Source organism: Phaeobacter inhibens DSM 16374 (assembly GCF_000473105.1).
Classification (GTDB): Bacteria; Pseudomonadota; Alphaproteobacteria; order Rhodobacterales; family Rhodobacteraceae; genus Phaeobacter; species Phaeobacter inhibens.
Map to the genome: position 1 here is coordinate 243,586 of NZ_AXBB01000004.1, position 26,798 is coordinate 270,383.

The window sequence follows — 26,798 nt, forward strand, 5'->3', positions numbered from 1 at the left end:
GCGACCCTGAACGCCGCGCAGGCGGAACACATACCCCACAACAAAAGACGGCCCCGATGAAGGGGCCGACAGCTGATCTTATTGTCTCTCTGACCGATCAGGCCAGTTCGATATTCACCGCAGACTCGCGGCCATCACGGCCTGGTTGCAGTTCGTAAGTTACTTTCTGATTGTCGGCGAGGCCGGTCAGCCCGGACCGCTCTACTGCAGAAATATGTACAAATACATCGCTACCACCCGCATCGGGTGCGATGAAACCGTAGCCTTTGGTGGTGTTGAACCATTTGACGGTGCCTGTGGCCATCGTCTTCTTCTCCCAGTCTTTACTCAAATCCCTGTCCGCGACATGCGACAGCCCGGCAATGTCATTGCGTATTCATGACCGAGCCTCCTAGGACAGCGATGAGTTCTGCGTAACCTTGCGGGGACAATCTTGTCGCCAATGTCCTTTCGGTGCAAGTGTTATAGCGGGGGGTGCCTGTTAGTTGGGCAGTGCCTGGGCAGCGGTGGCCCGCTGATCGGCAAAGCTCAGCACGCAGACAGGCAGACTGGCAGGCTGACGCCGAAGCGGCGCCAGATCACGCGTTACCACTTTGGTCTGGTCCTGATCAGAGCACCGTCACCACGGTTCCCAAAGGCACCCGTTCGTAGAGATCGACAATATGCTCGTTGGTCATGCGGATGCAGCCGTTGGAGACGGAATGCCCGATGGTCTGCGGCTGGTTGGTGCCGTGAATGCGGAAATAGGTGTCGATGCCGTTCTGAAACAGGTAGAGCGCGCGCGCCCCCAGCGGGTTATCAGTGCCACCGGGCTGGATGTATTTGTTATCGACAAAGCGGGCATAGCTGTGCGGATCGCGTTCGATCATCTCATCGGTCGGGCGCCAGGTCGGCCATTCTTTCTTGGCCTGAATGACGGCGGTGCCGGTAAATTCGAGGCCTGCGCGACCAACCCCAACCCCGTAACGACGCGCCCGTCGCGGCTCGGTTACATAATAAAGGTAATAGGATCGCGGCAGCACCAGAATTTGCCCGGGGGCGAATTCCTTCTTGATGCGAACCTCTTGCGGGGTCGGATCAAAGACCGTTTCGGCTGACCCGATCTGGGGCCAGAGCGAGGCTGCGGCTGAGCTGGCCAGAAAGGCGCGGCGTGACAACATGCGGGGCTCTTTCAGTTTTGGAACAGATGCAGCCAGTCTGCGGTGGAGTGCCGATCCGGTCAATAGTGGGCCCGGTGCGGATCCGTCGCAAGGCCACCTGCGCGACGTCGGCGCAACAGCCGCCCGTAGCCAGGCTGCAGTATCCTTGGCAGATCAGGCTTCGTCAGATCACGAACCTGTGATACCCTGTGATCGGATCGCGTTTCTGATCCACCGCCAGTTTCGGCGGATTTCAGCGATTGGCGACAGTATTTCCGGCACGGCTGCGGGGGCAGTTCCACCGGCAAGGTCGCACGGGGGTACGCGTTATTTTCTAGCGGTTTGGTGTTGGGCCTGTCTGGCCTGCAACCGGATTGACCCTGTCTGAGATCGGCCGGGTGTTGTGCGCAGCACGGCTGGTGGTCTGTCGGGGGTCATATACTGGAGTAACGATTGTGACTGTTTCATTTCGGGGGCGCGCGGTGTTGGCCGCGCTGACGATGGCTGTGGGCATGACCGCAGCCCACACGGGCGAGGCACAGGAGGGCGTCGGTTTTCTGGCCACCTCACTGCGCTATTCGGAACGGATGCTGGACCGTCAGGAGGATGTGACCAACAAGGTCGCCATCGCCTTGCGGGCGCGGCAGTCCGGGCAGCTGGGGATCAACAAAATCACCTTTGGCGGGCGCTTCTTAGGCACGGTGATCTATGAGAACACCAATACGCCCGGCAAGTTTCCGATCCTGTCGCGGTTGCCGCCCACCCACACCAGCGGCACCTCTGATACCTATGGGGTCATCAATGATATCTCGCTCATCGCCACCGCCACGACACCTTTGCTGACAGCGGTGGTGCAGGGCGAATATACCGAGGTCGAATATCCCGGCCAGAATGATATCCAACTGCGCAAGGCCTGGCTGGCAATCGGCGACCTGGACCGCTCTCCCTTCTATGTGGCGGTGGGGCGCAAGACCGTGAACTTCGGCAATTTCGCCAGCTACGCGCCCTTCACACACACCCATAGCAGCCACTATTTTTGGGCCCAGACCAAGGATCCGCTGATTGAGATCGGCTATATTACGGATCGCACCGAGCTGGCGTTGTCGATCATCCGCAACCATCGCGGCAATCGGGTGATCAGCAGCCCGAAGAACGATGACCACTACACCAATTATGCGCTGAACGCGGCCCATCGTATTCCGCTGGCCAATGGGATGGGGCTGAAACTGGGGGCCGGTTTTCTACGCGGGACGATCTACGACAGCGCCATCGCCCATCATCCGCCCGGCAGCGGCATTGATCGCGGCTGGAACGGGGCGTGGGATGTCCACGCCACCCTCAGCGGAGAGCGGTTTGACGTCATGGCCGAATTCACCCAAACCACCGACCGCTGGCCTGCCACCGACCATAAGGTCAGCGCGCTGACGCTTCAGGGGCGCTACCGGAGTGAGTTTCTGGGACGTCCTGCGGTCTATTCGCTCTCGGCCAGTCACGGGCGGCAGGGGGCATCTGGCACCGAATGGGAATCCATGTCGCAGGTCATTCTGGGGATGGAGGTTGCGGTGGCCCCGAATGTCACGCTGGGGGCGGAGTATCTTTTCAACGATGGGTTTGTGCCGCTGATCCTGCCCCGGCGTACGGGCGATGCCGGCGTGCAGTCCCATAGCGTCATTCTGGGCGCGAAGCTCACCTTCTAGGGCCGTGTGCTCTGGGCGCAGGTCTCTCACGGCGGCTGCATGGCTCTTGTCCCGCGCGCAGTGTCCCGTATATCGGGGGCAGGTCGCAACGGCGATCTTCTGCAAGGAGAGACCACGATATGGGCGCAAAGACCCTGACCTGCCTCAGCTGTGCGCAGCTGAACCGCGTGCCGGAGGACCGTCTGGCTGCGGGTCCCAAATGTGGCACCTGCGGCGCGGCGCTGATCCCGGCCGGGCCGGTTGATGTTGATCCCGCCACCCTGCAAAAGGCTGCGGCGCAGGATGATCTGCCGCTGGTGGTGGATTTCTGGGCGCCCTGGTGTGGGCCCTGCAAGATGATGGCTCCGGATTTTGCCAAGGCGGCGAAGTCGCTGAAGGGGCAGGTGCGGCTGGTCAAGCTGAATACCCAGACCCATCAGTCCACCGGCGCGCGTTACCGCATCAAGGGGATCCCGACGCTGGTGCGCTTTGCCCGTGGCAAGGAGCAGAAGCGACAAGCCGGTGCCATGCGCGCAGGGCAGATCGTCAGCTGGGCCAAGGGATAAAGATAGTGTGGGTCGTCCCGGTCAGTGCGAAACCGGCTGAGGGCGCCGCCTCAGGCGGTGCGGCGAAGCTCATCCGGGTGCGGCTGCTCCATTGGGCGTAATCCGGGCGGCAGGTGGATCATAACCAAAATCGTCAAAATCGCACTTGTTGTCCCGACTGTGGGATAGAGCATCAGACTGTACCAGAGGGGCAGGGCATAGAGGGCATAGGCCGCCACAGCAGAGAAGACCCCTGCAAAAGTGCCCACAATGATCCCGATCCAAGCCATAGTCCTACCCTTTGGGTTGAGTTGCATTTAATCTACAATTTTTTGAGCGGATCGCAACGCTTTGATATCCACAAGAATAGTTCAAATTTTCTATAGATTTGGTTAACGCGCGGGCAGATCACCGCCTTGTCCGCCACAGTCGTTCCGTTAGGGCGTTGTTTTGAAATGAAAATTGGGTGATAATTTTAGTCGGGTATGATCACGTGGTCATCCTGAAATTGACTAATCCTGCGAATTTGGTGCCGTCATCTTGCGCGAAAACCCGCCGCTTTTGATCATCAGGCACAGTGTCAGCCCCAGCCCAAGCAGGCCGCCAAGGCCGGAGTAGAGCAGGAACAGACCCCAGATCGGAAGGTCATAGGCCACATGGCCCAGCACGGTGATCAGCATTGTCACCCCAGCACTCGTCAACATCGCCAACCAAGCCATCGCACCCTCACATCAATTGAGGTAAATTTGACCTAAAGTAGGCCGTGCAATCAATACGCCTTACGGTCAGGCGGCGAGTATATTGGTATGTGTTGCAGCTTATTCGCGAACTATGGCAGGAACAGCACAGACTTGCGCGTATAGCGCGCAAAAGAACTATGCCTGCGTGATTATTGCAAAGAGATCAGGCGCGTGCGGGTTTGCCAGCGAATTCCGGATGGGCGGCCTGTCCCAAATCGTCCAGAACCTCCCGCCCAAGCGTCTCGCGCGCGGTTTTCTGCATCCAGAGCAGCAGGATCGCCAGCATGGCGGAGGGCACCCCAAACAGCGGATAAAGCAACAAGCTCATCCCGAAGGAGAGACCGATCAGCGTATAGCCCAGAATGGCCGCATTCAGTCCGCCAATGACGCCTACCAGAATACCAATCCCTGCCATGCTCCGCCCTTTCTCTGGCCCAGTCCCCAAGCGGTTCTCGCAGGGGGCATCGTTAGAGTATGGTTAAAGACTAGCGATGATTTTGTTCAAATTATGCCGATGCCATGTCGGTGCTGGGAAAGGGTTTGGCAGGACGGGGTCTGGGTCGTGGCGCGCAGCGCCACGACCCGCGCCTGACCTTCCCCCATGGGAAGGCGCATTCGCACCTCCCCAAAGGTCAGGCGCGGGTCTAACGAATCTTCGGTTGCCAAAATTGGCATCCTGTAATTTCCGTGGCGATTTGGTCTATAAACTGATCCATCGCTCCATGGACAAATTCGGATATCAACCAGTTTGCCTTTCCAGACAAATGGCGATCAAGGCCATTGGGGTCATATCTAGAAAGTTCACTTAGTCGGTGCATCGCTGCGAACATCAAAACCAATGTATGTCGTTCTGCAGCGGAGTTTTGATCAGAAGCACGCTTTAAATACCACAGGTCACGATTGCCGTTTATATTGACGACAATTCTCCGAAGAGTCGAGTGGTAACGAACCAGCCTTTGATGTGCTTCCTTTCTTTTGGTAGCATTCGACCTCCCGCCGAACCATCGAAAGCGCTTTTTTCGTCGAACAAACGTGTTGCCATCTCGCTCAAAATATTCGAATGAAGAAGGTATGCTGAGCAGTTTGCGTTTGTCGCTAAATCTCGGAACAATTTGAGCCTCCAACCAGCATTCTTCCGTCGTTGAACTTTTTACATATCTGACCTCTTCCAGCGGGATGAAGAGTTCTCCCTTCGAGTGGTACGTGAGGCAGTATGCACGATGAATAAAAGGAATGTTCCAAAGTATGTCGCTCAAGGAGTGTTCACTATTTCCCACACTCTCACCAAGATACCTACACAGTTCAGGCAAAATTCCACCGCCTTTGAGATGGACAATTTCGGTCGATAGAGCAGCTCGTGCATTTTCTGGACGAACTCCAGCAACGCCGTGGTGTTGGCTAAATGTTGCTTTTTTGTACGTTAGAAGTGCTTTTGATGCGTTTAAAAAGGAGTAATAGATAGTTGGTGGGGCTGCTTCAGTAGGCATCCCATTAGACGCATCGGCAAACCGTTTTGCTTGCTGTCAATATGATAAACTCTCTGAAGCCTTTTCTCTTTTCAACCAAAGCTCAACATATAGCCAAGGATCTCGACTTAAGACATGCTCTTTTGTAAAGTCTGGACTGGCTATGCCTTTGTGCATCCATAAGCGTCGCCCATTTAATTTTAGTGCTACGGTCAATACAAACCTCCCCCAAAAAAAACGGGCCTCTACGGAGAGAGGCCCGTTTTAACTTGTAACATCGAAACGAGATGCATTCCTAGAAAATCACCGCACAAACTTCTTGTGCTTCAACCGCTTGGGCTCCAGCGCGTCGGGGCCCAGACGGCGTTTCTTGTCTTCTTCGTAGTCCTCGAAGTTGCCCTCGAACCATTCCACATGGGCGTCACCCTCAAACGCCAGAATATGCGTACAGATCCGGTCGAGGAAGAAACGGTCGTGTGAGATCACCACGGCGCAGCCGGCGAAATCCACGAGAGCATCTTCCAACGCCCGCAGGGTTTCCACGTCCAGATCGTTGGTCGGTTCATCCAGCAGCAGCACGTTGCCGCCCTCTTTCAGCAAGCGCGCCATATGGACCCGGTTGCGTTCACCACCGGACAGGAGGCTCAATTTCTTCTGCTGGTCGCCGCCCTTGAAGTTGAAGGACGAGCAATAGGCGCGGGAATTGACCTGCGCGTCGCCCAGTTCGATGATTTCGGCGCCGCCGGAGATGGCCTCCCAGACGGTTTCATTGTCATTCAGATCGTCGCGCGACTGGTCGACATAGGACAGCTTCACGGTGTCGCCATAGCTGACATTGCCCTCATCGGGCTGCTCCTGACCGGTCAGCATGCGGAACAGGGTCGATTTACCCGCACCATTGGGGCCGATCACGCCAACAATGCCGCCGGGGGGCAGGTCAAAGGACAGCCCCTCAACCAGCTGCTTGTCACCATAGTGTTTGGAGATGCCTTCAACCTCGATCACCTTGGATCCCAGACGCGGGCCGTTGGGGATGACGATCTGGGCGCGGGTCAGTTTCTCGCGCTCGGATTGGCTGGCCAGATCATTATAGGCGTTGATCCGGGCCTTGGATTTGGCCTGCCGCGCCTTGGCACCTTGACGCATCCATTCCAACTCGCGTTCCAGCGTCTTCTGCTTGGATTTGTCTTCGCGCGCTTCCTGCTCAAGGCGCTTGGCCTTTTGCTCCAGCCAGGCAGAGTAGTTGCCTTCGTATGGGATGCCCTTGCCGCGATCCAGTTCAAGGATCCAGCTGGTGATATCGTCCAGGAAATAGCGGTCGTGAGTGACGCAGAGGATGGTGCCCTTGTAGTCAATCAGGTGCTGCTGCAGCCAGGCGATGGTCTCGGCATCAAGGTGGTTGGTCGGTTCGTCAAGCAGTAGCATTTCCGGCGCTTCCAGCAACAGCTTGCACAGGGCTACTCGGCGGCGTTCACCGCCCGACAGGTTGGCGATTTCAGCATCATCCGGCGGGCAGCGCAGCGCCTCCATCGAGATGTCGATCTGGCTGTCCAGATCCCAGAGGTTTTCCGCATCGATGCTGTCTTGCAGCGCGGTCATCTCTTCCATCAGCTCATCGGTGTAGTTCTCGGCCATCTCGACCGCGATCTGGTTGAAACGGTCGACCTTGTCTTTCTTGGCTTTGACACCCAGCATGACGTTTTCACGCACAGTCAGGCTTTCGTCCAGCTTCGGCTCCTGCGGCAGATAGCCGACTTTGGCTCCCTCAGCCGCCCAGGCCTCACCGGTGAAATCTGTATCCAGCCCGGCCATGATCTTCATCAGGGTGGATTTACCGGCGCCGTTGACGCCGACGACACCGATTTTCACACCGGGGAGAAAGGACAGGTGGATGTTTTCAAAGCATTTCTTGCCACCGGGATAGGTCTTGGAGACCCCCTGCATGTGGTAGACGTATTGATAGGCAGCCATGAGACAGCTCCGTTAAGGGGGGAATTTGCTGGCTGGTGTGATAGCGGATGGGGAAGGCGGGGGCAATGCGGGATGCGGGGCGGGTGCTCTTGAGGGTCTGCCCATCGCGGCCTGACGCGCGTGACGTCCCTGAGGGAGGGCCTGTCAGACCTTTTATCGCCGGGGCTTTGCCCCGGACCCCAGAGTATTTTGGGAAAGATGACAAGCGGTGCAACCCGTCACCTTTCTTCAAATACTCCGGGGTGAGGCCATATGGCCGAGGGGCAGCGCCCCTAGCTGCCTGGGCGGCAGCGCTACTCCGTCAGACCGAAAAGGAAGCTGTGTCGACCCATGCGCGTATGTCCCCGATGCGCGCACCGCAGGTCCCCAGGTTGGAATGCCGCGAGATGCCGATGCAGGCAGGGCGGGCAGGCGGGATGACTTCAAACTGTTCTTCGGTTGGTCCACAACACCTGATTGATCTCTCTTGAAACTATGTGCATCAAGGCAGTTATGATGCATCGCTTGCCCCATATTCCGCCCGGAACCACCGTTGGTCTGCTGGGGGGGTCCTTTGATCCGCCGCATGAGGGGCACCGGGCGATTTCGCTTGCGGCGTTGAAGCGGTTCGGCCTGGATCAGCTGGTCTGGCTGGTCTCGCCGGGCAATCCGCTGAAGGCGCATCCGCCAGCGCCCTTGGAACGGCGGATCGCGGCGGCGCAGGAGCTGATGGATCACCCCCGTGTACAGATAAGCGGGATCGAGGCTCAGCTTGGCACGCGCTACACCGCCGAAACCCTGCGCATCCTGCGCAAACGCCATCCCGGGGTGCGGTTTGTTTGGTTGATGGGGGCGGACAATCTGGCGGATTTCCATCGCTGGAAGGATTGGCAGCAGATCTTGGAGACGGTGCCTGTGGGGGTGCTGGCGCGACCCGGTGATCGGATTTCAGCACGGCTGTCGCCTGCGGCGCGGCTCTATGCGCCCTACCGGCTGAAGGGCGGGCAGAGCCGACTGTTGGCAGAGGTCTGCGCACCGGCATGGTGTTTCGTCAATGTGCCGATGGTCAACGCCAGCTCAACCGAGATCCGGGCCCGTGGCGATTGGTCAGCGACGCAGCCCCGCTGAGAGAAGCCCGGCGCCGATCACCACCGCAAGACCAGCCCAAGTCAGCGCGTCGGGCCATTGATCAAGGACCCACCATCCCAGTGAGACAGCTGCTATCAGCTGGAAATAGATCAGCGGTGCCAGGCGCGATGCGGGCGCTTGCGCATAGGCAAACAGCAGCAGCAGATTGCCCAGCATTGAGAACCCGGCGCTGCCAAAGGTCAGCGCTGCGGTAGGTAGGCTAGGGGTCGGCAGCGCGGCGAGCCCCAACGGCAGGGTCAGCAGCGCGCTGATTGACAGCTGCGTCAGGCTCAGCTGCAACGGTGTGCCCAGATGCGAAAGCCAGCGCGAGCTGGTAAGGAAGCCACCATAGCAGACGCCTGCTACTGCGGCCCAGATCAGATTGGCCGATCCGCCTAACCCAGGGCGCACAACCAGCAACACGCCACAGAACCCCAGCGCCATCAACAGGCTGCGCGTTGGTGTCACCGCTTCGCGCAGCAGCAGCACCGACAGCACATAGCTGACAATCGGCCCGATAAAGAAGGCGGCAAAAACATCGGCCAGTGGTTCTGTCTTGAGAGCGATCTGAATGGATAGGATGCCACCGCTGAGCAGAGCCGCCCGAAGCCATAGCCGCCAGTCGCCAAACAGCGGCCACGCCCCGCGCCAGGCAAAGGGCAGCACCAATACTGTGCCGATTGCAAACCGCGACCATGCCACAAATCCCGGTGTCGCCAGACCGCCCGATGTGAGCAGTTTCCCGCAAAGGTCCCCGGCAGGGATCATTGACATGGCGACAAACATGATCATCACTGCCCGTACCATCGCGCCAGCGGTAACAGGCATCCACATCCGGGGAAAGCGGCCAAATCTCCGCGGCCCCGCGACATAAAAACCTGTGGCACGTTTGCAGAATTGTAGGGGTTTTGAGTAGACTATTGCTAATATGATTTCGCGACGTTTTTTTCTGACCACCTGCCTCGCCTCTGCGGCGGCGAACACCGCCCTGGCCAATGCGCCTGCGGTCTCTCTGCGTCCGGTGGCGCGCGATCCGGCCAGCCTGATCCGCGCTGGTGGCGGGCTGAAGGGGCTGTTGTCCCGCGCAGGCCTCTCGGGTGAGGTTGCCTGCGCGGTGGCCGATGTGAAAACCGGTTTGCGGCTGGAGGCCGAAGGGGCAGGTGCCGGGTTGCCGCCAGCCAGTGTCGCCAAGGCGCTGACCGCGCTTTATGCGCTGGATGCGCTGGGGGCTGACCACCGCTTTACCACGCAGATTGTTGCCACCGGCGGCATCAGCGGCGGTGTGGTTGCGGGCGATCTGGTGCTTGTGGGTGGCGGCGATCCGATGCTGAACACAGATACTCTCGCGCAGCTGGCTCAGGCGCTCAAGACTGCGGGCATCCGCGAAGTCCGCGGCGCCTTCCGCGTCTGGGAGGGCGCGCTGCCGCAGATCAGGACAATTGATCCCGGCCAACCCGATCATGTCGGCTATAGCCCGGCGATTTCAGGACTGGCGCTCAATTACAACCGGGTCCATTTTGAGTGGAAGCGCGCAGGCCAGGGCTGGGCCGTCACCATGGATGCCCGGACCAAGAAATATCGCCCCGAGGTCTCTGTTGCGACGATGAAAATCGCACAGCGCAGCCTGCCAGTTTACAGCTACTCCGAGGGCAAGGACACCGACCGTTGGACTGTCGCCAGCAAGGCGCTGGGCAAAGGAGGCGCGCGCTGGCTGCCCGTGCGCCATCCGGGGGCCTACACGGCGGATGTCTTCCGCACCATGGCGCGCGCCAATGGCGTCAAGCTGGGCAACCCGAAGATGGCCAAGTCCCGCCCCTCGGGGCAGGTGGTGGCCCATCACAACAGCCCGCCGCTGGATCTGATGCTGAAGGCGACGCTGAAATATTCCAACAATCTGATGGCCGAAATGATTGGTCTGGCTGCGACGCAGGCACGCGGCGGGCGGCCCCGCAGTCTGCGCGACTCTGCCGCGGAGATGAACCGCTGGGCGGCGGCAACCTATGGTATGGCCAACACCCGGCTGGTGGATCACTCCGGCCTTGGCGAGGATTCGCGGGTGACGCCAGATGATATGGTCAGCGTGCTGGTTGCCGCCTATCGCGATGGGCGGTTGAAACCTCTGCTGAAGTCCTTTCCCATGCGCGACAGCAAGGGCCGTATCCTGAAAGGCCACCCGATCAAGGTCGCGGCCAAGACCGGGACGCTCAACTTCGTGTCCGGTCTGGGCGGTTTCATGACGGCCACCGATGGCACCGTGCTGGCCTTTGCCATTTTCAGTGCCGATCAGAAGGCGCGGTCCCGCATCTCGCGGGCGGAGCGCGAACGCCCGCAGGGGGCAAGATCCTGGAACCGCCGCGCCAAACAGGTGCAACAAAAGCTGATTGAGCGGTGGGGGCGGGTTTACGGCAGTTGACCCTTTGCGCGAGACGAGAAACGGGGCTCTATCTGCCTGCCTGCCTCCGGGCCTGTCCTGCGGCTCAGCCGTGGATCTGGCTGGCAGGTCTAACCGCCCGCCATGGCGTGGACCCAGATCTCTGCCTGCGGCTCATGCGGGGCGCGGGTGCCGTCTGTGACAGCCCCCAGCCGCCTTGCCACCGCCTGCGACCGTATGTTGTCATGATCAATATAGCTGTAGAGGTGGTCCAGCCCCAGATCCTCAGAAGCCCATGTCCTGACGGCTATGGCTGCTTCGGTGGCAAAACCCTGTCCCTCGGCCCCTTCAAACAGATGCCAGGCCAGCTCAATCTCCGGCCAGTTGGAATGTTTGATCAGGCCAACGCGACCGACCGGCTGCCCACTCTCCCGCAATGTGACCATAAAGAAGCCAAAGCCATGCCAATGCCAGTGGCCAACCCCAGACAGAAACCCGAACCAAGCCTGATCTGCGGTAATCGTCTCACCCTGTGCAATCATCGACGGGGCGCTGGTCATGAAGCGGGTAAAGGCGGGCAGGTCTTCGCGCTCGGGTCCTCGCAGGACCAACCGCGACGTTGTCAGCCGGGGCGCGGTCGTGAGCGTTGTCATATCCGCCTGTCCCTGTCTGCCCGTACCTATGTCACATCAGACCATATGCCGGGCGCGGGCCCCGCGTTCGATGGCAGCAGCATGCAGCCGGTCAATGTTCAGCTCATAACGGATCTCTTCCAGCAGGCGCAGTTCCGACTCTGCCAGGCTGCCATCCGCTGCGGCCACATCGCAGGCCAGCGCATAGGCGGTCTCAAACAGGCGCTCCGGCAGATCCTCACGGATCAGCCCAAACAGCGCGTCCAGCCCGTCTTCCTGCTCAAAGAGGTCGAACACCGTCTGCGAGGTGCGATTGACCCGATCAATGTCGTAATCAGCAAACACGGGCAGCATATTGACCGCCGACTGGATCTTCACCAGTTCAGCGGTGCGGATATTCTCATCCGAGGCCGACACCGCCACCATCAGCGCAACAAGGCAATCCTGCGGGGTAAAGGGATGGGCGGTTTGGGTGTTCATTATGAAATCCAGTAAATTGGCATGTGTTCTGCATAGAAGAATAGGCATCGTGTCGACCCCGATCAACGGGACAATACGTCATCGTGCATATTCCGCCGCAGGCACCGGCACGGAAGGGGTGTCAGGGCTGCTGTTTCTTGACTCATTTCGCCTGCCGCCATAGGTGAGGCCGACCGGGTGCATGGGGTGCCCGGCAGTGGTTTGTCGCCCGTAATATCGCCGCCCATAGCGGCACCACCCGTGGCGGCAGGCAGCCCGACCGGAGCAGTGCCCGGTTGCCGATGGAGAAAACAATGTCTGATCTGCGCGAAGAAGCTCTCAAGAGCAAAGCCTGGCCGTTTGAAGAAGCCCGCCGGGTTCTCAAACGTTACGCCAAGGGCGCGCCGGAGAAGGGCTATGTTCTGTTCGAGACCGGCTATGGCCCCTCCGGCCTGCCGCATATCGGCACCTTCGGCGAGGTCGCCCGCACCACCATGATCAAAACCGCCTTTGAGGTGATCTCCGACATCCCGACGAAGCTGATCTGCTTCTCGGATGATCTGGACGGGATGCGCAAGGTGCCGGGCAATGTCCCCAACGCCGAAAGCCTGCAGGACCATCTGCAAAAGCCGCTGACCAGCGTTCCCGATCCCTTTGGCGAATACGAGAGTTTTGGCCACCACAACAACGCCATGCTGCGCCGGTTTCTTGATACCTTTGGCTTTGAGTATGAGTTCTACTCGGCCAAGGAATTCTATGAATCCGGTCAGTTCGACGAGGTGCTGAAGCGCGCGGTCGACAAATACGACGACGTCATGGCGATCATGCTGAAGTCCTTGCGCGAGGAACGCCGCCAGACCTATTCGATCTTCCTGCCGATCCACCCTGAGACTGGTCGCGTTCTCTATGTGCCGATGAAGAAGGTCTGCGCCGAGACCTACACCGTCACCTTTGACGACGAAGACGGCCGCGAATGGACCCTGCCGGTGACCGGCGGCAATGTGAAACTGCAGTGGAAACCGGATTTCGGCGCCCGCTGGGCTGCGCTGGGTGTCGATTTTGAGATGTACGGCAAAGACCATTCCACCAATACGCCGATCTATGATGGCATCTGCCGGGTGCTGGGCCACCGCCCGCCGGAGCATTTCACCTATGAGCTGTTCCTGGACGCCAATGGTCAGAAGATCTCGAAAACCTCCGGCAACGGCATTTCGATCGACGAATGGCTGACCTATGCCTCGACCGAGAGTCTGGCCTATTTCATGTACCAAAAGCCGAAGACCGCCAAGCGGATGCATTTCGACGTGATCCCCAAGGCGGTGGACGAATACCACCAGCAGCTGCGCGCCTATCACACCCAGGACCTGAAGGCGCAGCTCAGTAACCCGGTCTGGCACATCCACGGCGGTGATGTGCCGCAGTCGGATATGGTGGTGCCGTTTGCGATGCTGTTGAACATTGCCAGCGTATCCAACGCAGAGGACAAGGAAACGCTCTGGGGCTTCATCAACAAATACGCCCCTGATGCGACGCCCGAAAGCAATCCGACAATGGATCAGGCGGCCGGCTTTGCGGTGGCCTATTTCAATGACTTCGTGAAACCGGAGAAAACCTATCGCCTGCCCACCGATCAGGAGCGCGGGGCGCTTCAGGATCTGGCGGATGCGCTGAAATCTTCGGATGCGGCCCTCGCGGCCATTGCCAAGAAGAACGAAATCGCAGGCAACACCGATCCGCTGCCCGAGGCGGATTTTGCGGATGAGGAATTCCTGCAGTCCGTCGTCTTTGCCATCGGCAAGATCCACGGGTTTGAACCGCTGCGGGCGTGGTTCTCTGCGATCTACGAGGTGCTTCTGGGCGCCTCCCAAGGGCCGCGGTTTGGCGGGTTCATCGCCCTGTACGGGGTTGAGGACACCATCAAACTGATCGATCAGGCGCTGGCAGGTGAGCTGGTCTGACCGACCGCTGCACGACAGGAAAACATGTGAAAAGGGCACCCCACCGGGTGCCCTTTTCCCGTTCTGGGGAAGGCTCCGTTTGCTCCACGTGAATTGACGGGTGCAGCCGGCGGCCTAGCTGAATTCCCATCAAGGGAGATCTTCTATGCGCAAGTTTATGTTGATGAGTGCCTGTGTTGCCATGATGGCGCTGCCTGTTTCCACCGCTGCTGAGGGGCGGGATACGGCAATTACCGGGGTGATCAGTGATCAGATCGCCGCCTTCCTGCGCGGCGATGCAGAGGCCGCCTTTGCCCATGCGTCACCGATGATCCAAGGGCTGTTTGGCAGCTCTGAGCGGTTTGCGACCATGGTGCAGTCGGGCTACCCCATGGTCTGGCAACCGGATGAAGTGCGCTATCTGGACCTGCGCACTGTTGCGGGTGGACTGTGGCAGCGGGTGATGATCACCGACCCAGAGGGACGCGTACATCTCCTTGATTATCAGATGGTTGAGACCGGTTCGGGCTGGAAAATCAATGCCGTCCAGCTGCTGACCGCAGATGCCCCCACCGCCTGACCTGACCACTTGTCCCGACTATCCGGCCGGCCGCTTTGAGAGGCCGGTTGGTGCACACCCTGCGAACGCCCCTCTGACAGCGCGTTAAATCCCGCCCGGTATAACCCTTTCCCTGATTGAACCGGGCTGCGGCCTGATCAGCCGGAAACGGCGGTTTTGGAAAGGGTGACTGATGAACATAGCGATCACTGACGGCGTAGAGCTGATGCCTCCGGCCTTTGCTGAGGGGCTGAACAACTGGTCCAGTGGCAATGGCACACCGGGGTCGGACACCTATCAGGGGGCGGCCAATGCAGCCTTTGTCGCGGCGGACGCCGATTTCGGCGGCTGTCTTGAGCTGCAAAAAACCACCTCGGTGCAGAAGCTGCGCAATATGACGCGCACCATGCTGACACCCGGGTGCTATCTGCAGATCACCGCAAAGGTGAAGGCGATCAGCGGTGCCCTGCCCACCGTACGCATTGCCGCCTGGGCCGGGCAGTCCGGCGGTGGCCATCTGGGCGGCGTTGTGGAAACCGGGCCGGGAACCAGCCTCTCCACCTATGGGAAGGTGGTTGAGGTCTCGGCCATTGTCGGCACCGGCAGTCGCAATGGTGTCGATATGCCCTGGGGCCGTGCCGCGCGCTTTGCCCATGTGGGGCTGGATCTGATCGGGCCAAACGGCGGTGTTGTGCGGATTGAGGATATTGCGGTGCGCGATGTCACAGGCGTGTTCCTGCGGGACATGATCAGCCTTGTGGATGTGACGGATTACGGCGCAATCGGGGATGGCAGCACCGATAATACCGCCGCCTTTGAGGCGGCCGATGCTGCTGCCGCTGGCCGCCGTGTGCTGGTCCCTGCGGGGGAATTCTACCTCGGCAGCACGGTGTCGATGAACCATGAGGTGCAGTTCGAAGGCACCGTTCGCATGCCCACCAGCCGAATGCTTCTGCTGACCCGCAATTTCGATTTCCCCAGCTATGCTGCAGCTTTCGGGGATGAGGAACTGGGCTTCAAGAAAGCGTTTCAGGCGCTGTTGAACAATGCCGACCATGAATCGCTGGACCTCTGCGGGCGCAAGGTGACGCTGCGCGGACCGGTTGATATGCAGGCGGCGGTGCCCAACAAGACCAGCTATGCCACCCGCCGGGTGATCCGCAACGGCCAGCTGGAGGCTGCCGCCAATGCCGCCTGGGACACCGATACCATCACCGCTCAGGCAACCTATAGCACCAGCGCATCCCGCAAGCTGACAAACGTCGCCAATATCGCCAATATTCCCGTTGGCGCGCTGGTCGAAGGCAGCGGCGTCGGGCGCGAAATCTATGTCCGGGATAAGAACGTGGGCGCACGGGAACTGACCCTGACCGCGCCGCTTTATGATGCGGTGGGTACCCAGCAATACACCTTCCGCGACTTCAAATATATGTTGGATTTCAGCGGCTTCAGCGCGCTCAGCAAGTTCGGCATGACCGAGGTCGAGATCCAATGCGCGGGCCGCTGTAGCGGTATTCGTCTGGCCCCGGCCGGCACTGTGTTCAGCCTGGATCACTGTTTCATCTCGCGTCCCCTCAATCGTGGTATCACCTCCATCGGGTCGGGCTGTCAGGGCATTCTGGTGGACAATTGCCAGTTCCTCTCCGATGAGGAGCCGCTGAATGTCTCCGCGCGCCAGTCCATCGCGCTGAATGTGAATGCCAATGACGCCAAGCTGCGCAACAATCGCGCCACCAAGTTCCGCCATTTTGCCCTCCTCGGCGGGCAGAACCAGACGGTGACCGGCAACCACTTCTTTCAGGGCGATACCGTCGCTGATGGCAGCCGCACCGCTGGTCTGATCCTGACCAGCACCAATTGCGCCTCCACTGTGTCGGACAATTACATCGACAATTGTTTTGTCGAATGGACCAATGAACGCGATGCGCGGCCCGATTTCAGCAGCGGCTTTTCCTTCAGCGCGCTGTCGATCACCGACAATGTGTTCCTCTCTGGTGATGTGGCGCGCTGGTTCAGCTATATCGTGGTCAAACCCTATGGCACCGGGCATTTCCTGAATGGGATGACGGTGTCGGGGAACAAATTCCGCTCCATCAACGGGTCCATCGACCGGGCAGAGCGGGTCGACACCAGTTTTGCCGATCTCGATTTCAGCCGCTCCAAGAGCATCTTTTACGAGGGCAACACCTATCACAATGTCTCAGCCGCCGTCGCCAATCCGCTGCGGATTGAACATGTGCAGGGCAGTACCGCCAAGACCTGGACCGTCGACACCGATGATGCGCTGCCGTTCCGTGGGCAGGCGCGGGGGGTTGATAGCGTCATCGCAATTGGCCCGGTGGAGATCAGCGGCGGCGCTGATCGCCACGCCATGCCTCACACCAAACTGCGGGTTGGCAGTCGCCGGGATCAGGTGCAGCTGATCTGGCCGGAGGCGGTGCGCGGCACCGTGCAGGTGACGGTCCGGGTGGACAAATAGCCCGAGCTGGACACAGACAGGCCGAGGTCAGAACCTGTGCCAGATCGACAGTTTGACGCCCAGCGACCGGGTCTCGGCCCGCTTGTGTTGCAAACCAATCACCAGCTCTGGCGCGTCCTTTCCGAAGCGACGCGCCAGCGGCACCCTCAGACTGGGGGTGACCGCAACGGAAACTGCAGCCCCGGCGGTCTTGCTGGTTTCCACCTGCAGCAGTGGCGCAAGTCTGCCGGGGCGGTTCAGCCCTACTGTCGCATCCAGTTTCCAGGTCTGCTCCCGCCCCTTGCTGCGCCACTCATGCCCCAGATCCAGTGCAATCCACCCCGAAAGCGCCCTGTCGCGCCACCGGGTGTCAAACCCACGGCCATACGACAGTGTCACCCGCTGCATTGGTGCCCAGACCTCGCTGCTCTGGTTCAGCCCCAGCGCCAGTTCCACCGCCGTATTGGCACGCCCCAGCCGGGGCAGGGGATGGCGCACGAACAGCAGCGCATGGGCAGAGCTGCCCCGGCTCAGGTTCAGATCTACTCCAACGGTCCAATGCCGATGTAACCCGTATTCACCGTAATAGCCGAACTCCGCCGGGATGCGTTGCTCTGCGTCCAGCCCCTTTATCGCGGCCAGATCCCGCCGCAGGGTCAGGCTGGTTGCACTGAACCCCTGTCCCTTTTGCTGTAACCACGCCCCGGCAAAGACCGGCGACAAAGGCATCAGACAGGCTAGGATCAGAGCCAGAAGACGGGCGAAGTGATGAGACATATGAACACCTTAAAGTTGTTTATATTTTTGACCACTCTTTTTATGGAACAGCAGGCTGGCCGCCCGGTGTGGCAAAAATCTCTGCCGGATTTTCCCAAACCGGCGTAGGCTGGACCCGGACAACGGAGGAAGCCATGCCGACGATCGCGACCAATACCGAAACCCAAACTGTCATCACCACATTCGAGATGACACCGGGCACCTGCCAGGATCTGCTGGATGCCCTGACTGAGGCCTATGCCGAGTTTATTTCCCATCAGCCGGGGTTTATTTCCGCCGGGTTGCATGTGAACGACGCTCAGACGCGGATTGCCAATTATTCCCAGTGGCGTCGCCGCGAAGATTTTATGGCGATGTTGCGCAGTGCCGAGATGCGCAACCGCAATCGCAAGATCAACGAGCTTTGTCGCAGTTTTGAACCGGTGATGTATGAGGTTGCCGCAACCTTTTGATCTGTGGCGCGTTTCCCATCTGTGGGCGGCTGATCTCGATCAAGGCAGGCGCTTGAGGCCTGTCCCATGATACGGTTGCAGACAGAGGAGAGCGCAGATGTATAGCCATATTCTTGTCCCGATTTCATTTGATCCGGATCGCGATGTCAGCGGCCCGCTGAAGCTTGCGGGTCTGCTGGCTACGCCAGAGGCGAAGATTACGCTTTTGCACGTGGTCGAACAGGTGCCGGCCTACGCAATTTCCTACATGCCGGTTGATTATCTTGAGGCTGCCCGCAAGGCATTGCAGGCAGAGTTGGACGGTCTGGCCAAGACGCTGCCGAATGCCAGCGGCCTGCTGATCGACGGCCACTCCGGCCGCGCCATCCTGGATTGGGCCGAGAATAATTCCCCCGATCTCATCATCATCGCGTCACATCGCCCCGGAATGCAGGATCTGCTGCTGGGATCGACCGCCACGCAGGTGGTGCGCCATGCGGCCTGTGCGGTGCATGTCGTGCGCTGAGGCTTGCGATCTTTTGACACCGGGACCGCAATATTGCGCCGTAAGACTTGTCGCCGGGGCAGAGCGACCCCACTTGCAATGCAATCATGTTTTGTGAGGAGAAAACGATGCAATGTCCAATTGATGGCACACAGCTGGTAATGACCGATCGGGCCGGAGTGGAAATCGATTACTGTCCGCAATGCCGGGGTGTCTGGCTGGACCGTGGTGAATTGGACAAAATCATCGAGCGATCCGCGCCGCAGCAATCCGCGCCGCCGCGTGACAGTCAACGCCCCGAAAAACGCGATTCAGATCGGCATTATTCCGAGAAACGCTATAAGAAAAAACGCGGTGGGTTTCTTGAGGATCTGTTTGATTTTTGAGGCAGACCCGGAGCGACGTCGGGTCTTGGGTGCGTGAAGACTGCGCATCAGAGTCGGCGTCTGGGCCTTCGTCCTCTGTGACCGTGCTCGCGCAGCTATAAAAAAACGCCCCGGCACCATGTCTTGATGCCGGGGCGTTTTCGTAACATACTGTTAGATATGCGCTTTGCTGCCGCGCGGACCTGCGATCAGCCATGCAATCAGGCCAATGACAGGCAGGATCAGAATGACGAGGGTCCAGATCACCTTGGCCGCAGTCGAGGCGCCGGATGTCAGAACTTGATAAATCGCGTATAGATCTGCGATTAGAATAATTAGACCAAGAAGACTGTAACCCATTTTTCTCTCCACTATTTGTGTTCTGCTAGATCAACCCCCCGGTTCGTAAAAAGGTTCCGATAATTTTTCGGGAACCATTTGCGCAATGAGGTCGTTTGCTTTTCGACGCATCGACGTGATGCACCGTCTTTGGAAAGGAACGATGATATGAAAACCGCAACAGGAATCATTCTGGGTGTTATTGCTGTAGTTGCCATCGCAATTGGCATTTACATGGTAGATGTGGACCAGACCGAAGAAGCCAGCCTGCCTGACGTTGATGTCAGCGTAGAGGGCGGCAACCTGCCGAAATTCGATGCTGAGGTTGGGTCCGTTTCCATCACCGAAGAAACCGCGACAGTGAAGGTTCCGGACGTCGATGTAACCATGGAAGAGGCTGAAATCTCGGTTCCCGGCCTGAAGGTGACCCCGCCGGAAGACGCCGCTGACGAAGTCGCCGCCGAATCCAACTGATAGACGTAGCTGCCTGATCCGGCACAGTTTGCCCCCCGCCATCGCGGGGGGCTTTTTCGTGTCCTGTTCTTGGGGCGCTGGCCCCAACTCTTCCGCTGTCTTCTCGTGGGTCTAACCTGATCCGCAGCCCGCGCTCAGCCTATGAGAATTTCTTCTGCGACTTGCCCCGATAGGCCCGCGTCCCAGCCTTGCCCGCAGTGGAACGCCCCCGTGATTTCACTGCGGCATCTGATGCGGCCTCAATCGCGGATTGCCGCGCCAGTGGATCGTCGGAGACCGCCAGATCCACCGCTTCCAGCCGCTTGACCTCGTCGCGCAGACGCGCGGCTTCCTCGAACTCCAGGTTCTCGGCGGCCTTGCGCATCTGCTCGCGCAGCCCGGCCAGATGGGCTTCCAGATTGGCGCCATGCATCGGTTTGTCGATGGTGGCGGTCACGCGGTTCATATCCACATCGCCCGCGTAAAGACCGGCCAGAACATCCTCGACGTTTTTCTTGACGGTTGCGGGGGTGATGCCGTGTTCCTCGTTATAGGCGATCTGCTTGTCACGGCGGCGGTTGGTTTCCCCCAACGCGCGCTCCATCGAACCGGTGATCCGGTCGGCATACATGATGACCCGGCCTTCGGCATTCCGGGCGGCACGGCCAATGGTCTGAATGAGAGACGTCTCCGAGCGCAGGAACCCCTCCTTGTCGGCATCCAGAATGGCGACCAACCCGCATTCTGGGATATCCAGACCTTCGCGCAACAGGTTGATGCCGATCAGCACGTCAAAGGCCCCTAGACGCAGATCGCGCAGGATCTCGATCCGTTCCAGCGTATCAATGTCGCTGTGCATGTAGCGGACCTTGATCCCCTGTTCGTGCATATATTCGGTCAGATCCTCGGCCATACGTTTGGTGAGGGTTGTCACCAGCGTGCGGAACCCATCTGCGGTGACGCGGCGCACCTCATCCAGCAGATCGTCAACCTGCATATCAACCGGGCGGATTTCGACCTGCGGGTCCAGAAGGCCGGTGGGGCGGATCACCTGTTCGGCAAAGACGCCGCTGGATTGTTCCAGCTCCCATTTGGATGGCGTGGCGGAGACAAACACCGACTGCGGGCGCATGGCGTCCCATTCCTCGAACTTCAGCGGGCGGTTGTCCATGCAGGAGGGCAGGCGGAAGCCATGCTCCGCAAGCGTGAATTTGCGCCGGTGGTCGCCCTTGTACATGCCGCCGATCTGCGGCACGGAGACATGGGATTCATCTGCAAAAACAATGGCATTGTCAGGGATGAACTCAAACAGGGTCGGCGGCGGCTCGCCCGGTGCGCGGCCGGTCAGATAGCGCGAGTAGTTCTCAATCCCGTTGCAATGACCGGTGGCCTCCAGCATTTCGATGTCAAAATTGGTGCGCTGTTCCAGCCGCTGCGCTTCCAGCAGCTTGCCCTCACCAACCAACTGGTCGAGCCGCATCTTCAGCTCTTCCTTGATCGAGATGACCGCCTGTTTCAACGTCGGTTTCGGCGTCACATAGTGGGAATTCGCATAGACCCGGATCTGATCGAATGTGCCGGTTTTCTCGCCGGTGAGGGGGTCGAACTCGGTGATGCCCTCCAGCTCCTCACCAAAGAAGGACAGCCGCCAGGCGCGATCCTCAAGGTGGGCGGGGAAAATCTCCAGCGAATCGCCGCGCACCCGGAAACTGCCGCGCTGAAACGCCTGATCGTTGCGTTTGTACTGCTGGGCAACCAGATCGGCCATCACCTGCCGCTGGTCATAGTCGTCGCCGACCTTCAGGTCCTGCGTCATCGCTGAATAGGTCTCGACCGAGCCGATACCATAGATACAGGAGACCGACGCGATGATGATCACATCATCCCGTTCCAGCAGCGACCGGGTGGCGGAGTGGCGCATCCGGTCGATCTGTTCGTTGATCTGGCTTTCCTTCTCGATATAGGTGTCGGAGCGCGCGACATAGGCCTCCGGCTGGTAATAATCGTAGAATGAGACGAAGTATTCGACCGAGTTCTCAGGGAAGAAGCCTTTGAATTCGCCGTATAATTGCGCCGCCAGCGTCTTGTTCGGCGCAAGTATGATGGCCGGGCGCTGGGTTTCCTCGATCACCTTGGCCATGGTGAATGTCTTGCCTGTTCCGGTGGCACCCAGCAGCACCTGATTGCGCTCGCCCTCCAGCACACCTTCGGAGAGTTCCTTGATGGCGGTGGGCTGGTCGCCTGCAGGATCGAATTCCGTATGCATCACAAATTCGCGTCCGCCTTCCAGCTTGGGGCGGTGCTGCGGCGCGCGGTCAGCCATCATCGGCATGGATTTGTCGGAATGGGCGTATGGCATTGTGGCTCTCTCCTGCTAGGGGCAGAGATTGGTCTGTTTTTGTTCTTATTCAAGGGGGATTTTGCCTGCGCGCCTGGATGAAGGCCCCGCTTTGCCCTCAAACGCGCGCCAAAGGTCAGGAAAACCCCGTTTTTCCACCCAAACCTGCGCAATCTGCGGCATTTGCCACCTTGCCCGCCCGCAGGGTTCAGCGCATATAGGGGACAGAGATCTGAGAGGAGATATCCCATGCGAGCGCGGATTTATCGGCCAGCCAAAAACGCCATGACCTCCGGTATGGCCAAGACCCGCAAGTGGGTTCTGGATTTCGTGCCGTCCAGCGCACGGGAAGTTGACCCTCTGATGGGCTGGACCTCCTCTCATGACACCCAGAGCCAGGTGCGCCTGCGTTTCGACACCAAGGAAGCGGCGCTTGAATATGCGGAGGCCAATGGCATCGACGCTGTGGTGACCGAGCCAAAGAGCCGCAAGACCAATGTCCGCGCCGGTGGCTACGGCGAAAACTTTGCCACCAACCGCCGCGCCCCCTGGACGCATTAAGGCTGTGGGCATTTAGCCTACTACTCATATTTGGGCGGCCTGCCTCCCCCTTTAACTGCGCGTTATTTTGGGCGAGAGGGGCAGGGCAATCGCCAGACAGGGCGCCCATCGGGCGCCTTTTTCTGTATCTGGCTTTCACCAAATTTTGCTTCCACCCTGATGGCAGAGGATGCCTGCGGCCCGGCACCCGGACAGTTGGCCCTTCGTGGCGCGGCGGGGCTAGCTTCGGGGCCACTCGGCATGCCTTAGTTCTGCTACCTATGATTGATTCGACCGACACGGCGGCGACCATCTGTCAATTCGCGGTTCTGCGCGGTTCTACGGCCTTTGCATCTTCCCGCACAACTCCGCTCATGCCCCGACGTCAATGGGCCAGCTTTTGCCGAAACGAAGGACTGTCGAAAAACTCACCAAAAATAGTGAGTTGAACGATCATTCAATTCGGAAACGATCAGGGCACGAAACCAATATATCTATAATCTCCGAGGTCAGCGGATGGCTGCCCGGGCGCTCCGCCATGCCTGCGGAGGGCTGCGGGTGAATTTTGCCCATCACGTCTGACCACTCGGGGTTGAATGACAGGGAGGCAAAAATGCCCGCAACAACCGACAGCAACACCGATTGGTGGACCAATGATCAGACGCCGGAGAACCCGTTCGGCAAGAGCGAGGATTACGAGGGGTTTCTTGACTATCTGGGCGCGCTTGGCCGCAGTCTGACCCCGGAAATCGCCGCCGAACCTTTGGTGATCAACCTGACCGGGCTGAATGATCACCCCGCCTATAAGGACGCCGCAATCGGCGCGCTTGAAATGTGGTCCTCGGTCACGCCTTTGCAGTTCGAGATCGTCGATGATGCGCCCTATGACGCGGATCTGCACTGGATGGAGGTTGTCAGCCCCGAAATCGGAGAGCAAAGCGACGGCAGCGCCTTCTCCAGCGACCGCTATGTCAGCGTTGGCCAGCGCTTCCACGATACCGAGCCGGATATCACCGACCTTGGTGGTTATGTCTTTGATACTTTCGTGCATGAGTTTGGCCATGAATTCGGCCTGAACCACCCCGGCCTTTATAATTATAGCGGCCCCGGCGGTGTGCAGATCAACTATCTGAACAATGCAACCTGGACCTATGACCGCCAGCAATACAGCGTCATGTCCTATTTCGATGGTATCGACGTGGGCGAGGATACGCGCTGGTCGGCGGTCACACCGCTTATGGGCGATATCGAGGCGATCATTCGCCGCTATTTCTCCACCGTCGATGATGAGGGCGTGCGGACCTATCAGACCATCAATCTCAATACCGATGACAATACCTATGGCTTCAACAGCACCGAATATGGCTACCTGCTGACCGAGGACGGGCCGCAGCACGATATCGGTTTTGTGATCCATGACACCGGCGGCGATGACACCATCGATTTCTCCGGCTCCACCGCCAGCACCATTCTGGACCTGCGCGCCGGTGAGTTCTCCAGCGTCAACGGGCACAACAACAACGTGTCGATCTTTGCCGGGCACAACGCGGATCAGACGGAATACTACGTCGAGACAGGGATCGGCAGCAGCTACGACGATATCCTGATCGGCAATGACGGCGACAATGTTCTGGACGGGCGCGCAGGCAATGACCGTATGGCGGGCAATGGTGGCGACGACGTTTATTTCGTTGATTCCATTGATGACATCGTTCGCGAAGACGAAAACGGCGGCAATGACACCGTGATCGTGGTGGCCGATGGGCTGGATCTGGGCGACATCGCCAATGTGGAGACCATCATCTACGCAGGCGGCACGCCGGGAACACCGGGCAGCGACGCGCCGGATGCGCCGAACGAAGGGCCAACTGATGCAACCGACAGTCTGATCATCGGTGATGACAGCAATGAGACACTGGATGGTGGTGCCGGTGGCAACACCATCTTTGGCCTTGGGGGTGATGATCTGATCATTGGCGGGCGCGATACGCTGGCCAGCCGCGATATCAACAACACCATTGATATTGCCGACCTTGAGGACCAGACCGAAACCGACGATGGCAATGACGCGCTTTATGGTGGCGATGGCAATGATACCATCAACGGCGGTGCGGGCGACGACTTGCTGGACGGCGGCGACGGCGATGACCTGTTGCGCGGTCAGGCGGGTGTGGATGTGTTCCGCGGTGGCGCCGGGATCGACACCGTGGATTTCAGCCAGGAAAGCCCGTTCCAATTGCTGGTCAATCTGGAGACCAATGTGGCCAGCGGGGGCACGGCTTCTGGCGATACCTTCTACAGCATTGAAAACCTGATCGGCTCGGATGACCGCATCGACCGCTTTATCGGCACCTCCGACAACAACCACTTCTGGGGTCAGGGCGGCGGTGACGTCTTCAATGGCGGCGGTGGTGACGACACGCTGGATGGCGGCAACGACGGTGACATGCTCTATGGTGAGGACGGCGACGACGTTCTGATCGGCGGCAGCGGTCAGGACTATCTCGACGGCGGCGCAGGCGTGGACACGGTCGTCTATACCGCCAGCTCGGTCGGGGTGACTGTCGATCTGGAAAACGGCACGGCCCGTGGCGGTGACGCTGACGGCCCGGTGCAGATCGTCGGACGCGGCACCACCATCCGCCATGATATCATCGTTGAAGTGGAAAACGCGGTTGGTTCGCTCCATGATGATCACCTGATCGGCACAAACGGCGAAAACAACCTGAGCGGTGGTGCGGGCGATGATGTTCTGAGTGGTGGCGGCGGGGCGGACCTGCTGGACGGCGGCGCGGGCAGCGATACCGCCGACTACGCCAATGCGACCCGTGGCGTGAAGTTGAACATGACCAATGGCAAGACCGAGGGCGACACCTATGTCTCCATCGAAAATCTGTCTGGTTCTGGTTTCAACGACCGGATGAAGGGCGACGCTGCGGACAATGTGCTGACCGGGCAGGGCGGTAATGACACCCTGCGCGGTGCTGCCGGGGATGACATCCTGCTGGGTGATTTCGCCGATGCAGCGGATGCGATACCACAGCCCGGTCTGGGCACCGGCTATGCCACATTGGGTCCGGATGCGACCAATAATTCGATCGAGACGGCCTTTGATATCTCGGATAATTTCTCGCTGACCGAGGACCCGGATATCTTTGACTCCACCAGCGTGCTGCACACCACGGTGAATGCCACCGGCAACGGGCAGGGGGGCTACTACAGCATCGATCTGGCGGCGGGCACCGTGTTGACCATCGACATCGACGGTATCGCCGATCCCAATGTCCACGACAGCTGGGTCCGTCTGCTGGACGGCGAGGGCAATATCGTCACCCAGAACGATGATGGCGGCGGCGATCCCGGCTCCACCAGCAACCGTGATTCCAGCACGGTGTTTGTGGTCGAGGAAACCGGCACCTATTTCATCGTCGAGGGCAGCTGGTCGCCGGATGCCCCCGAAGGCTGGTCCGAAAGCGTGCCAGAAGGCTCCACCTATGAGCTGAATGTCTCGGTCGAATTCCCGCCTGCACCGGCGCAACCGGGTGAGGCTGGCGCGGATGTCCTCAGGGGCGGACGTGGCAATGACCTGCTGGATGGCGGTCTGATGGCTGATACGCTCATCGGTGGCAAAGGCGATGATTTCTTCCGCTTCTCCACCGAACTCGGTGCGGACAATATCGACGAGATCCGGGATTTCGATGCCGCCAGCGATACGATCCTGCTGGACAGCGCAATCTTCAGCGAGGCGGGAGAGATCGGTGTGCTGGACTTCGGCGCCTTCCACAGCAGCGCCTCTGGCACCGCGTTGGATGGCGCGGACCGCATTGTCTACAACACCGACAGCGGTGCGCTTTCCTATGATGCGGATGGGCTGGGGGGCGTTGATGCAATCCAGTTTGCGCAGCTTCAGACCGGTCTGCAGCTGGGCGCAGATGATTTTGTGATCATCTGATCCGGTCCAGAAATAGCCGATAAACTTGGCGCAGGGGG

The 26,798-nt window shown here is 59.4% G+C and carries 25 protein-coding genes and 1 pseudogene; 13 read left to right on the plus strand and 13 right to left on the minus strand.

The window, feature by feature from the left end; translation table 11 throughout:
* Positions 1-97: 97 nt before the first annotated feature.
* Both INHI_RS0101150 and INHI_RS0101160 read right to left on the minus strand, forming a co-directional pair.
* Entirely contained in the window at positions 98-304 is a 207-nt protein-coding gene (locus INHI_RS0101150) for a cold-shock protein (RefSeq protein ID WP_014875536.1), read from the minus strand.
* A gap of 304 nt (positions 305-608) precedes the next feature.
* Positions 609-1,160: a L,D-transpeptidase gene (locus INHI_RS0101160; protein WP_027246431.1), complete on the minus strand. Its 552-nt coding sequence runs from the start codon at positions 1,158-1,160 to the stop codon at positions 609-611.
* Positions 1,161-1,594: 434 nt separating this feature from the next.
* Between INHI_RS0101160 and INHI_RS0101165 the strand changes: the two genes are divergently transcribed.
* Positions 1,595-2,836 (plus strand): hypothetical protein, encoded by a 1,242-nt coding sequence (locus INHI_RS0101165; RefSeq protein ID WP_014875534.1) that lies wholly within the window; start codon positions 1,595-1,597, stop codon positions 2,834-2,836.
* 119 nt (positions 2,837-2,955) lie between these two features.
* Positions 2,956-3,381 (plus strand): thioredoxin TrxC, encoded by a 426-nt coding sequence (gene trxC / locus INHI_RS0101170; protein WP_014875533.1) that lies wholly within the window; start codon positions 2,956-2,958, stop codon positions 3,379-3,381.
* A gap of 50 nt (positions 3,382-3,431) precedes the next feature.
* Here the strand turns inward: trxC and INHI_RS20125 are convergent, their stop codons facing one another.
* The 5 genes and pseudogenes from INHI_RS20125 to ettA form a co-directional block, all read right to left on the minus strand.
* Positions 3,432-3,650, minus strand: coding sequence for a hypothetical protein (locus INHI_RS20125; protein WP_036766732.1), 219 nt, complete (start codon positions 3,648-3,650; stop codon positions 3,432-3,434).
* 222 nt (positions 3,651-3,872) lie between these two features.
* Positions 3,873-4,046 carry a hypothetical protein gene (locus INHI_RS20130; protein WP_155805537.1) on the minus strand — a complete coding sequence of 58 codons (174 nt, stop codon included), beginning with the start codon at positions 4,044-4,046 and terminating at the stop codon, positions 3,873-3,875.
* Between the two features lie 217 nt (positions 4,047-4,263).
* Positions 4,264-4,515, minus strand: coding sequence for a hypothetical protein (locus tag INHI_RS0101185; RefSeq protein WP_014875531.1), 252 nt, complete (start codon positions 4,513-4,515; stop codon positions 4,264-4,266).
* 229 nt (positions 4,516-4,744) lie between these two features.
* Positions 4,745-5,611, minus strand: a pseudogene (locus INHI_RS20780) (YaaC family protein); the annotation flags it as partial.
* A 258-nt stretch (positions 5,612-5,869) separates the two neighbouring features.
* Positions 5,870-7,537: an energy-dependent translational throttle protein EttA gene (gene ettA / locus INHI_RS0101195; protein ID WP_014880847.1), complete on the minus strand. Its 1,668-nt coding sequence runs from the start codon at positions 7,535-7,537 to the stop codon at positions 5,870-5,872.
* A gap of 474 nt (positions 7,538-8,011) precedes the next feature.
* On the opposite strand from ettA, the gene INHI_RS0101200 reads away from it, so the two are divergent.
* Positions 8,012-8,644 carry a nicotinate-nucleotide adenylyltransferase gene (locus INHI_RS0101200; RefSeq protein ID WP_081698668.1) on the plus strand — a complete coding sequence of 211 codons (633 nt, stop codon included), beginning with the start codon at positions 8,012-8,014 and terminating at the stop codon, positions 8,642-8,644.
* Here INHI_RS0101200 and INHI_RS0101205 read toward each other — a convergent pair.
* The gene (locus tag INHI_RS0101205; RefSeq protein ID WP_244915593.1) at positions 8,624-9,472 is read right to left on the minus strand and encodes a DMT family transporter; all 849 of its coding nucleotides are present in this window, start codon (positions 9,470-9,472) and stop codon (positions 8,624-8,626) included. The genes INHI_RS0101200 and INHI_RS0101205 overlap by 21 nt on opposite strands.
* A gap of 100 nt (positions 9,473-9,572) precedes the next feature.
* On the opposite strand from INHI_RS0101205, the gene dacB reads away from it, so the two are divergent.
* Positions 9,573-11,057, plus strand: coding sequence for a D-alanyl-D-alanine carboxypeptidase/D-alanyl-D-alanine endopeptidase (gene dacB / locus INHI_RS0101210; RefSeq protein WP_014880844.1), 1,485 nt, complete (start codon positions 9,573-9,575; stop codon positions 11,055-11,057).
* 89 nt (positions 11,058-11,146) lie between these two features.
* On the opposite strand, the gene INHI_RS0101215 is transcribed toward dacB, so the two are convergent.
* A complete protein-coding gene (locus INHI_RS0101215; RefSeq protein WP_027246434.1) occupies positions 11,147-11,668 on the minus strand; it encodes a GNAT family N-acetyltransferase in 522 nt (173 codons plus the stop codon).
* A 36-nt stretch (positions 11,669-11,704) separates the two neighbouring features.
* Positions 11,705-12,127: a tellurite resistance TerB family protein gene (locus INHI_RS0101220; protein ID WP_014875525.1), complete on the minus strand. Its 423-nt coding sequence runs from the start codon at positions 12,125-12,127 to the stop codon at positions 11,705-11,707.
* 293 nt (positions 12,128-12,420) lie between these two features.
* Between INHI_RS0101220 and INHI_RS0101225 the strand changes: the two genes are divergently transcribed.
* From INHI_RS0101225 to INHI_RS0101235, 3 genes are all read left to right on the plus strand, one after another.
* Positions 12,421-14,064 carry a lysine--tRNA ligase gene (locus INHI_RS0101225; RefSeq protein ID WP_027246435.1) on the plus strand — a complete coding sequence of 548 codons (1,644 nt, stop codon included), beginning with the start codon at positions 12,421-12,423 and terminating at the stop codon, positions 14,062-14,064.
* A 145-nt stretch (positions 14,065-14,209) separates the two neighbouring features.
* On the plus strand, positions 14,210-14,623 hold the full coding sequence (locus INHI_RS0101230; protein ID WP_014880841.1) for a DUF4864 domain-containing protein: 414 nt from the start codon (positions 14,210-14,212) through the stop codon (positions 14,621-14,623).
* Positions 14,624-14,795: 172 nt separating this feature from the next.
* A complete protein-coding gene (locus INHI_RS0101235; protein ID WP_027246436.1) occupies positions 14,796-17,081 on the plus strand; it encodes a glycosyl hydrolase family 28-related protein in 2,286 nt (761 codons plus the stop codon).
* Positions 17,082-17,108: 27 nt separating this feature from the next.
* On the opposite strand, the gene INHI_RS0101240 is transcribed toward INHI_RS0101235, so the two are convergent.
* Positions 17,109-17,837: a hypothetical protein gene (locus INHI_RS0101240; RefSeq protein WP_027246437.1), complete on the minus strand. Its 729-nt coding sequence runs from the start codon at positions 17,835-17,837 to the stop codon at positions 17,109-17,111.
* A 134-nt stretch (positions 17,838-17,971) separates the two neighbouring features.
* On the opposite strand from INHI_RS0101240, the gene INHI_RS0101250 reads away from it, so the two are divergent.
* The 3 genes from INHI_RS0101250 (at position 17,972) to INHI_RS0101260 (ending at position 19,159) form a co-directional block, all read left to right on the plus strand.
* Positions 17,972-18,289 carry an antibiotic biosynthesis monooxygenase family protein gene (locus tag INHI_RS0101250; protein WP_014875520.1) on the plus strand — a complete coding sequence of 106 codons (318 nt, stop codon included), beginning with the start codon at positions 17,972-17,974 and terminating at the stop codon, positions 18,287-18,289.
* Between the two features lie 97 nt (positions 18,290-18,386).
* The gene (locus tag INHI_RS0101255; RefSeq protein WP_014880838.1) at positions 18,387-18,794 is read left to right on the plus strand and encodes a universal stress protein; all 408 of its coding nucleotides are present in this window, start codon (positions 18,387-18,389) and stop codon (positions 18,792-18,794) included.
* A 107-nt stretch (positions 18,795-18,901) separates the two neighbouring features.
* A complete protein-coding gene (locus INHI_RS0101260; RefSeq protein ID WP_014875518.1) occupies positions 18,902-19,159 on the plus strand; it encodes a TFIIB-type zinc ribbon-containing protein in 258 nt (85 codons plus the stop codon).
* A 153-nt stretch (positions 19,160-19,312) separates the two neighbouring features.
* Here INHI_RS0101260 and INHI_RS0101265 read toward each other — a convergent pair whose 3' ends face one another.
* On the minus strand, positions 19,313-19,498 hold the full coding sequence (locus tag INHI_RS0101265) for a PLDc N-terminal domain-containing protein (protein WP_027246438.1): 186 nt from the start codon (positions 19,496-19,498) through the stop codon (positions 19,313-19,315).
* Between the two features lie 147 nt (positions 19,499-19,645).
* Between INHI_RS0101265 and INHI_RS0101270 the strand changes: the two genes are divergently transcribed.
* Positions 19,646-19,951, plus strand: a complete 306-nt coding sequence (locus INHI_RS0101270; RefSeq protein ID WP_014880837.1) for a hypothetical protein — start codon at positions 19,646-19,648, stop codon at positions 19,949-19,951.
* A 139-nt stretch (positions 19,952-20,090) separates the two neighbouring features.
* Here the strand turns inward: INHI_RS0101270 and uvrB are convergent, their stop codons facing one another.
* Positions 20,091-22,289 (minus strand): excinuclease ABC subunit UvrB, encoded by a 2,199-nt coding sequence (uvrB, locus tag INHI_RS0101275; RefSeq protein ID WP_027246439.1) that lies wholly within the window; start codon positions 22,287-22,289, stop codon positions 20,091-20,093.
* A gap of 228 nt (positions 22,290-22,517) precedes the next feature.
* On the opposite strand from uvrB, the gene INHI_RS0101285 reads away from it, so the two are divergent.
* Together INHI_RS0101285 and INHI_RS0101290 are read left to right on the plus strand one after the other, a co-directional pair.
* Positions 22,518-22,829, plus strand: coding sequence for an ETC complex I subunit (locus INHI_RS0101285; RefSeq protein WP_027246440.1), 312 nt, complete (start codon positions 22,518-22,520; stop codon positions 22,827-22,829).
* 592 nt (positions 22,830-23,421) lie between these two features.
* Entirely contained in the window at positions 23,422-26,760 is a 3,339-nt protein-coding gene (locus INHI_RS0101290; protein ID WP_027246441.1) for a M10 family metallopeptidase C-terminal domain-containing protein, read from the plus strand.
* Positions 26,761-26,798 lie beyond the last annotated feature (38 nt).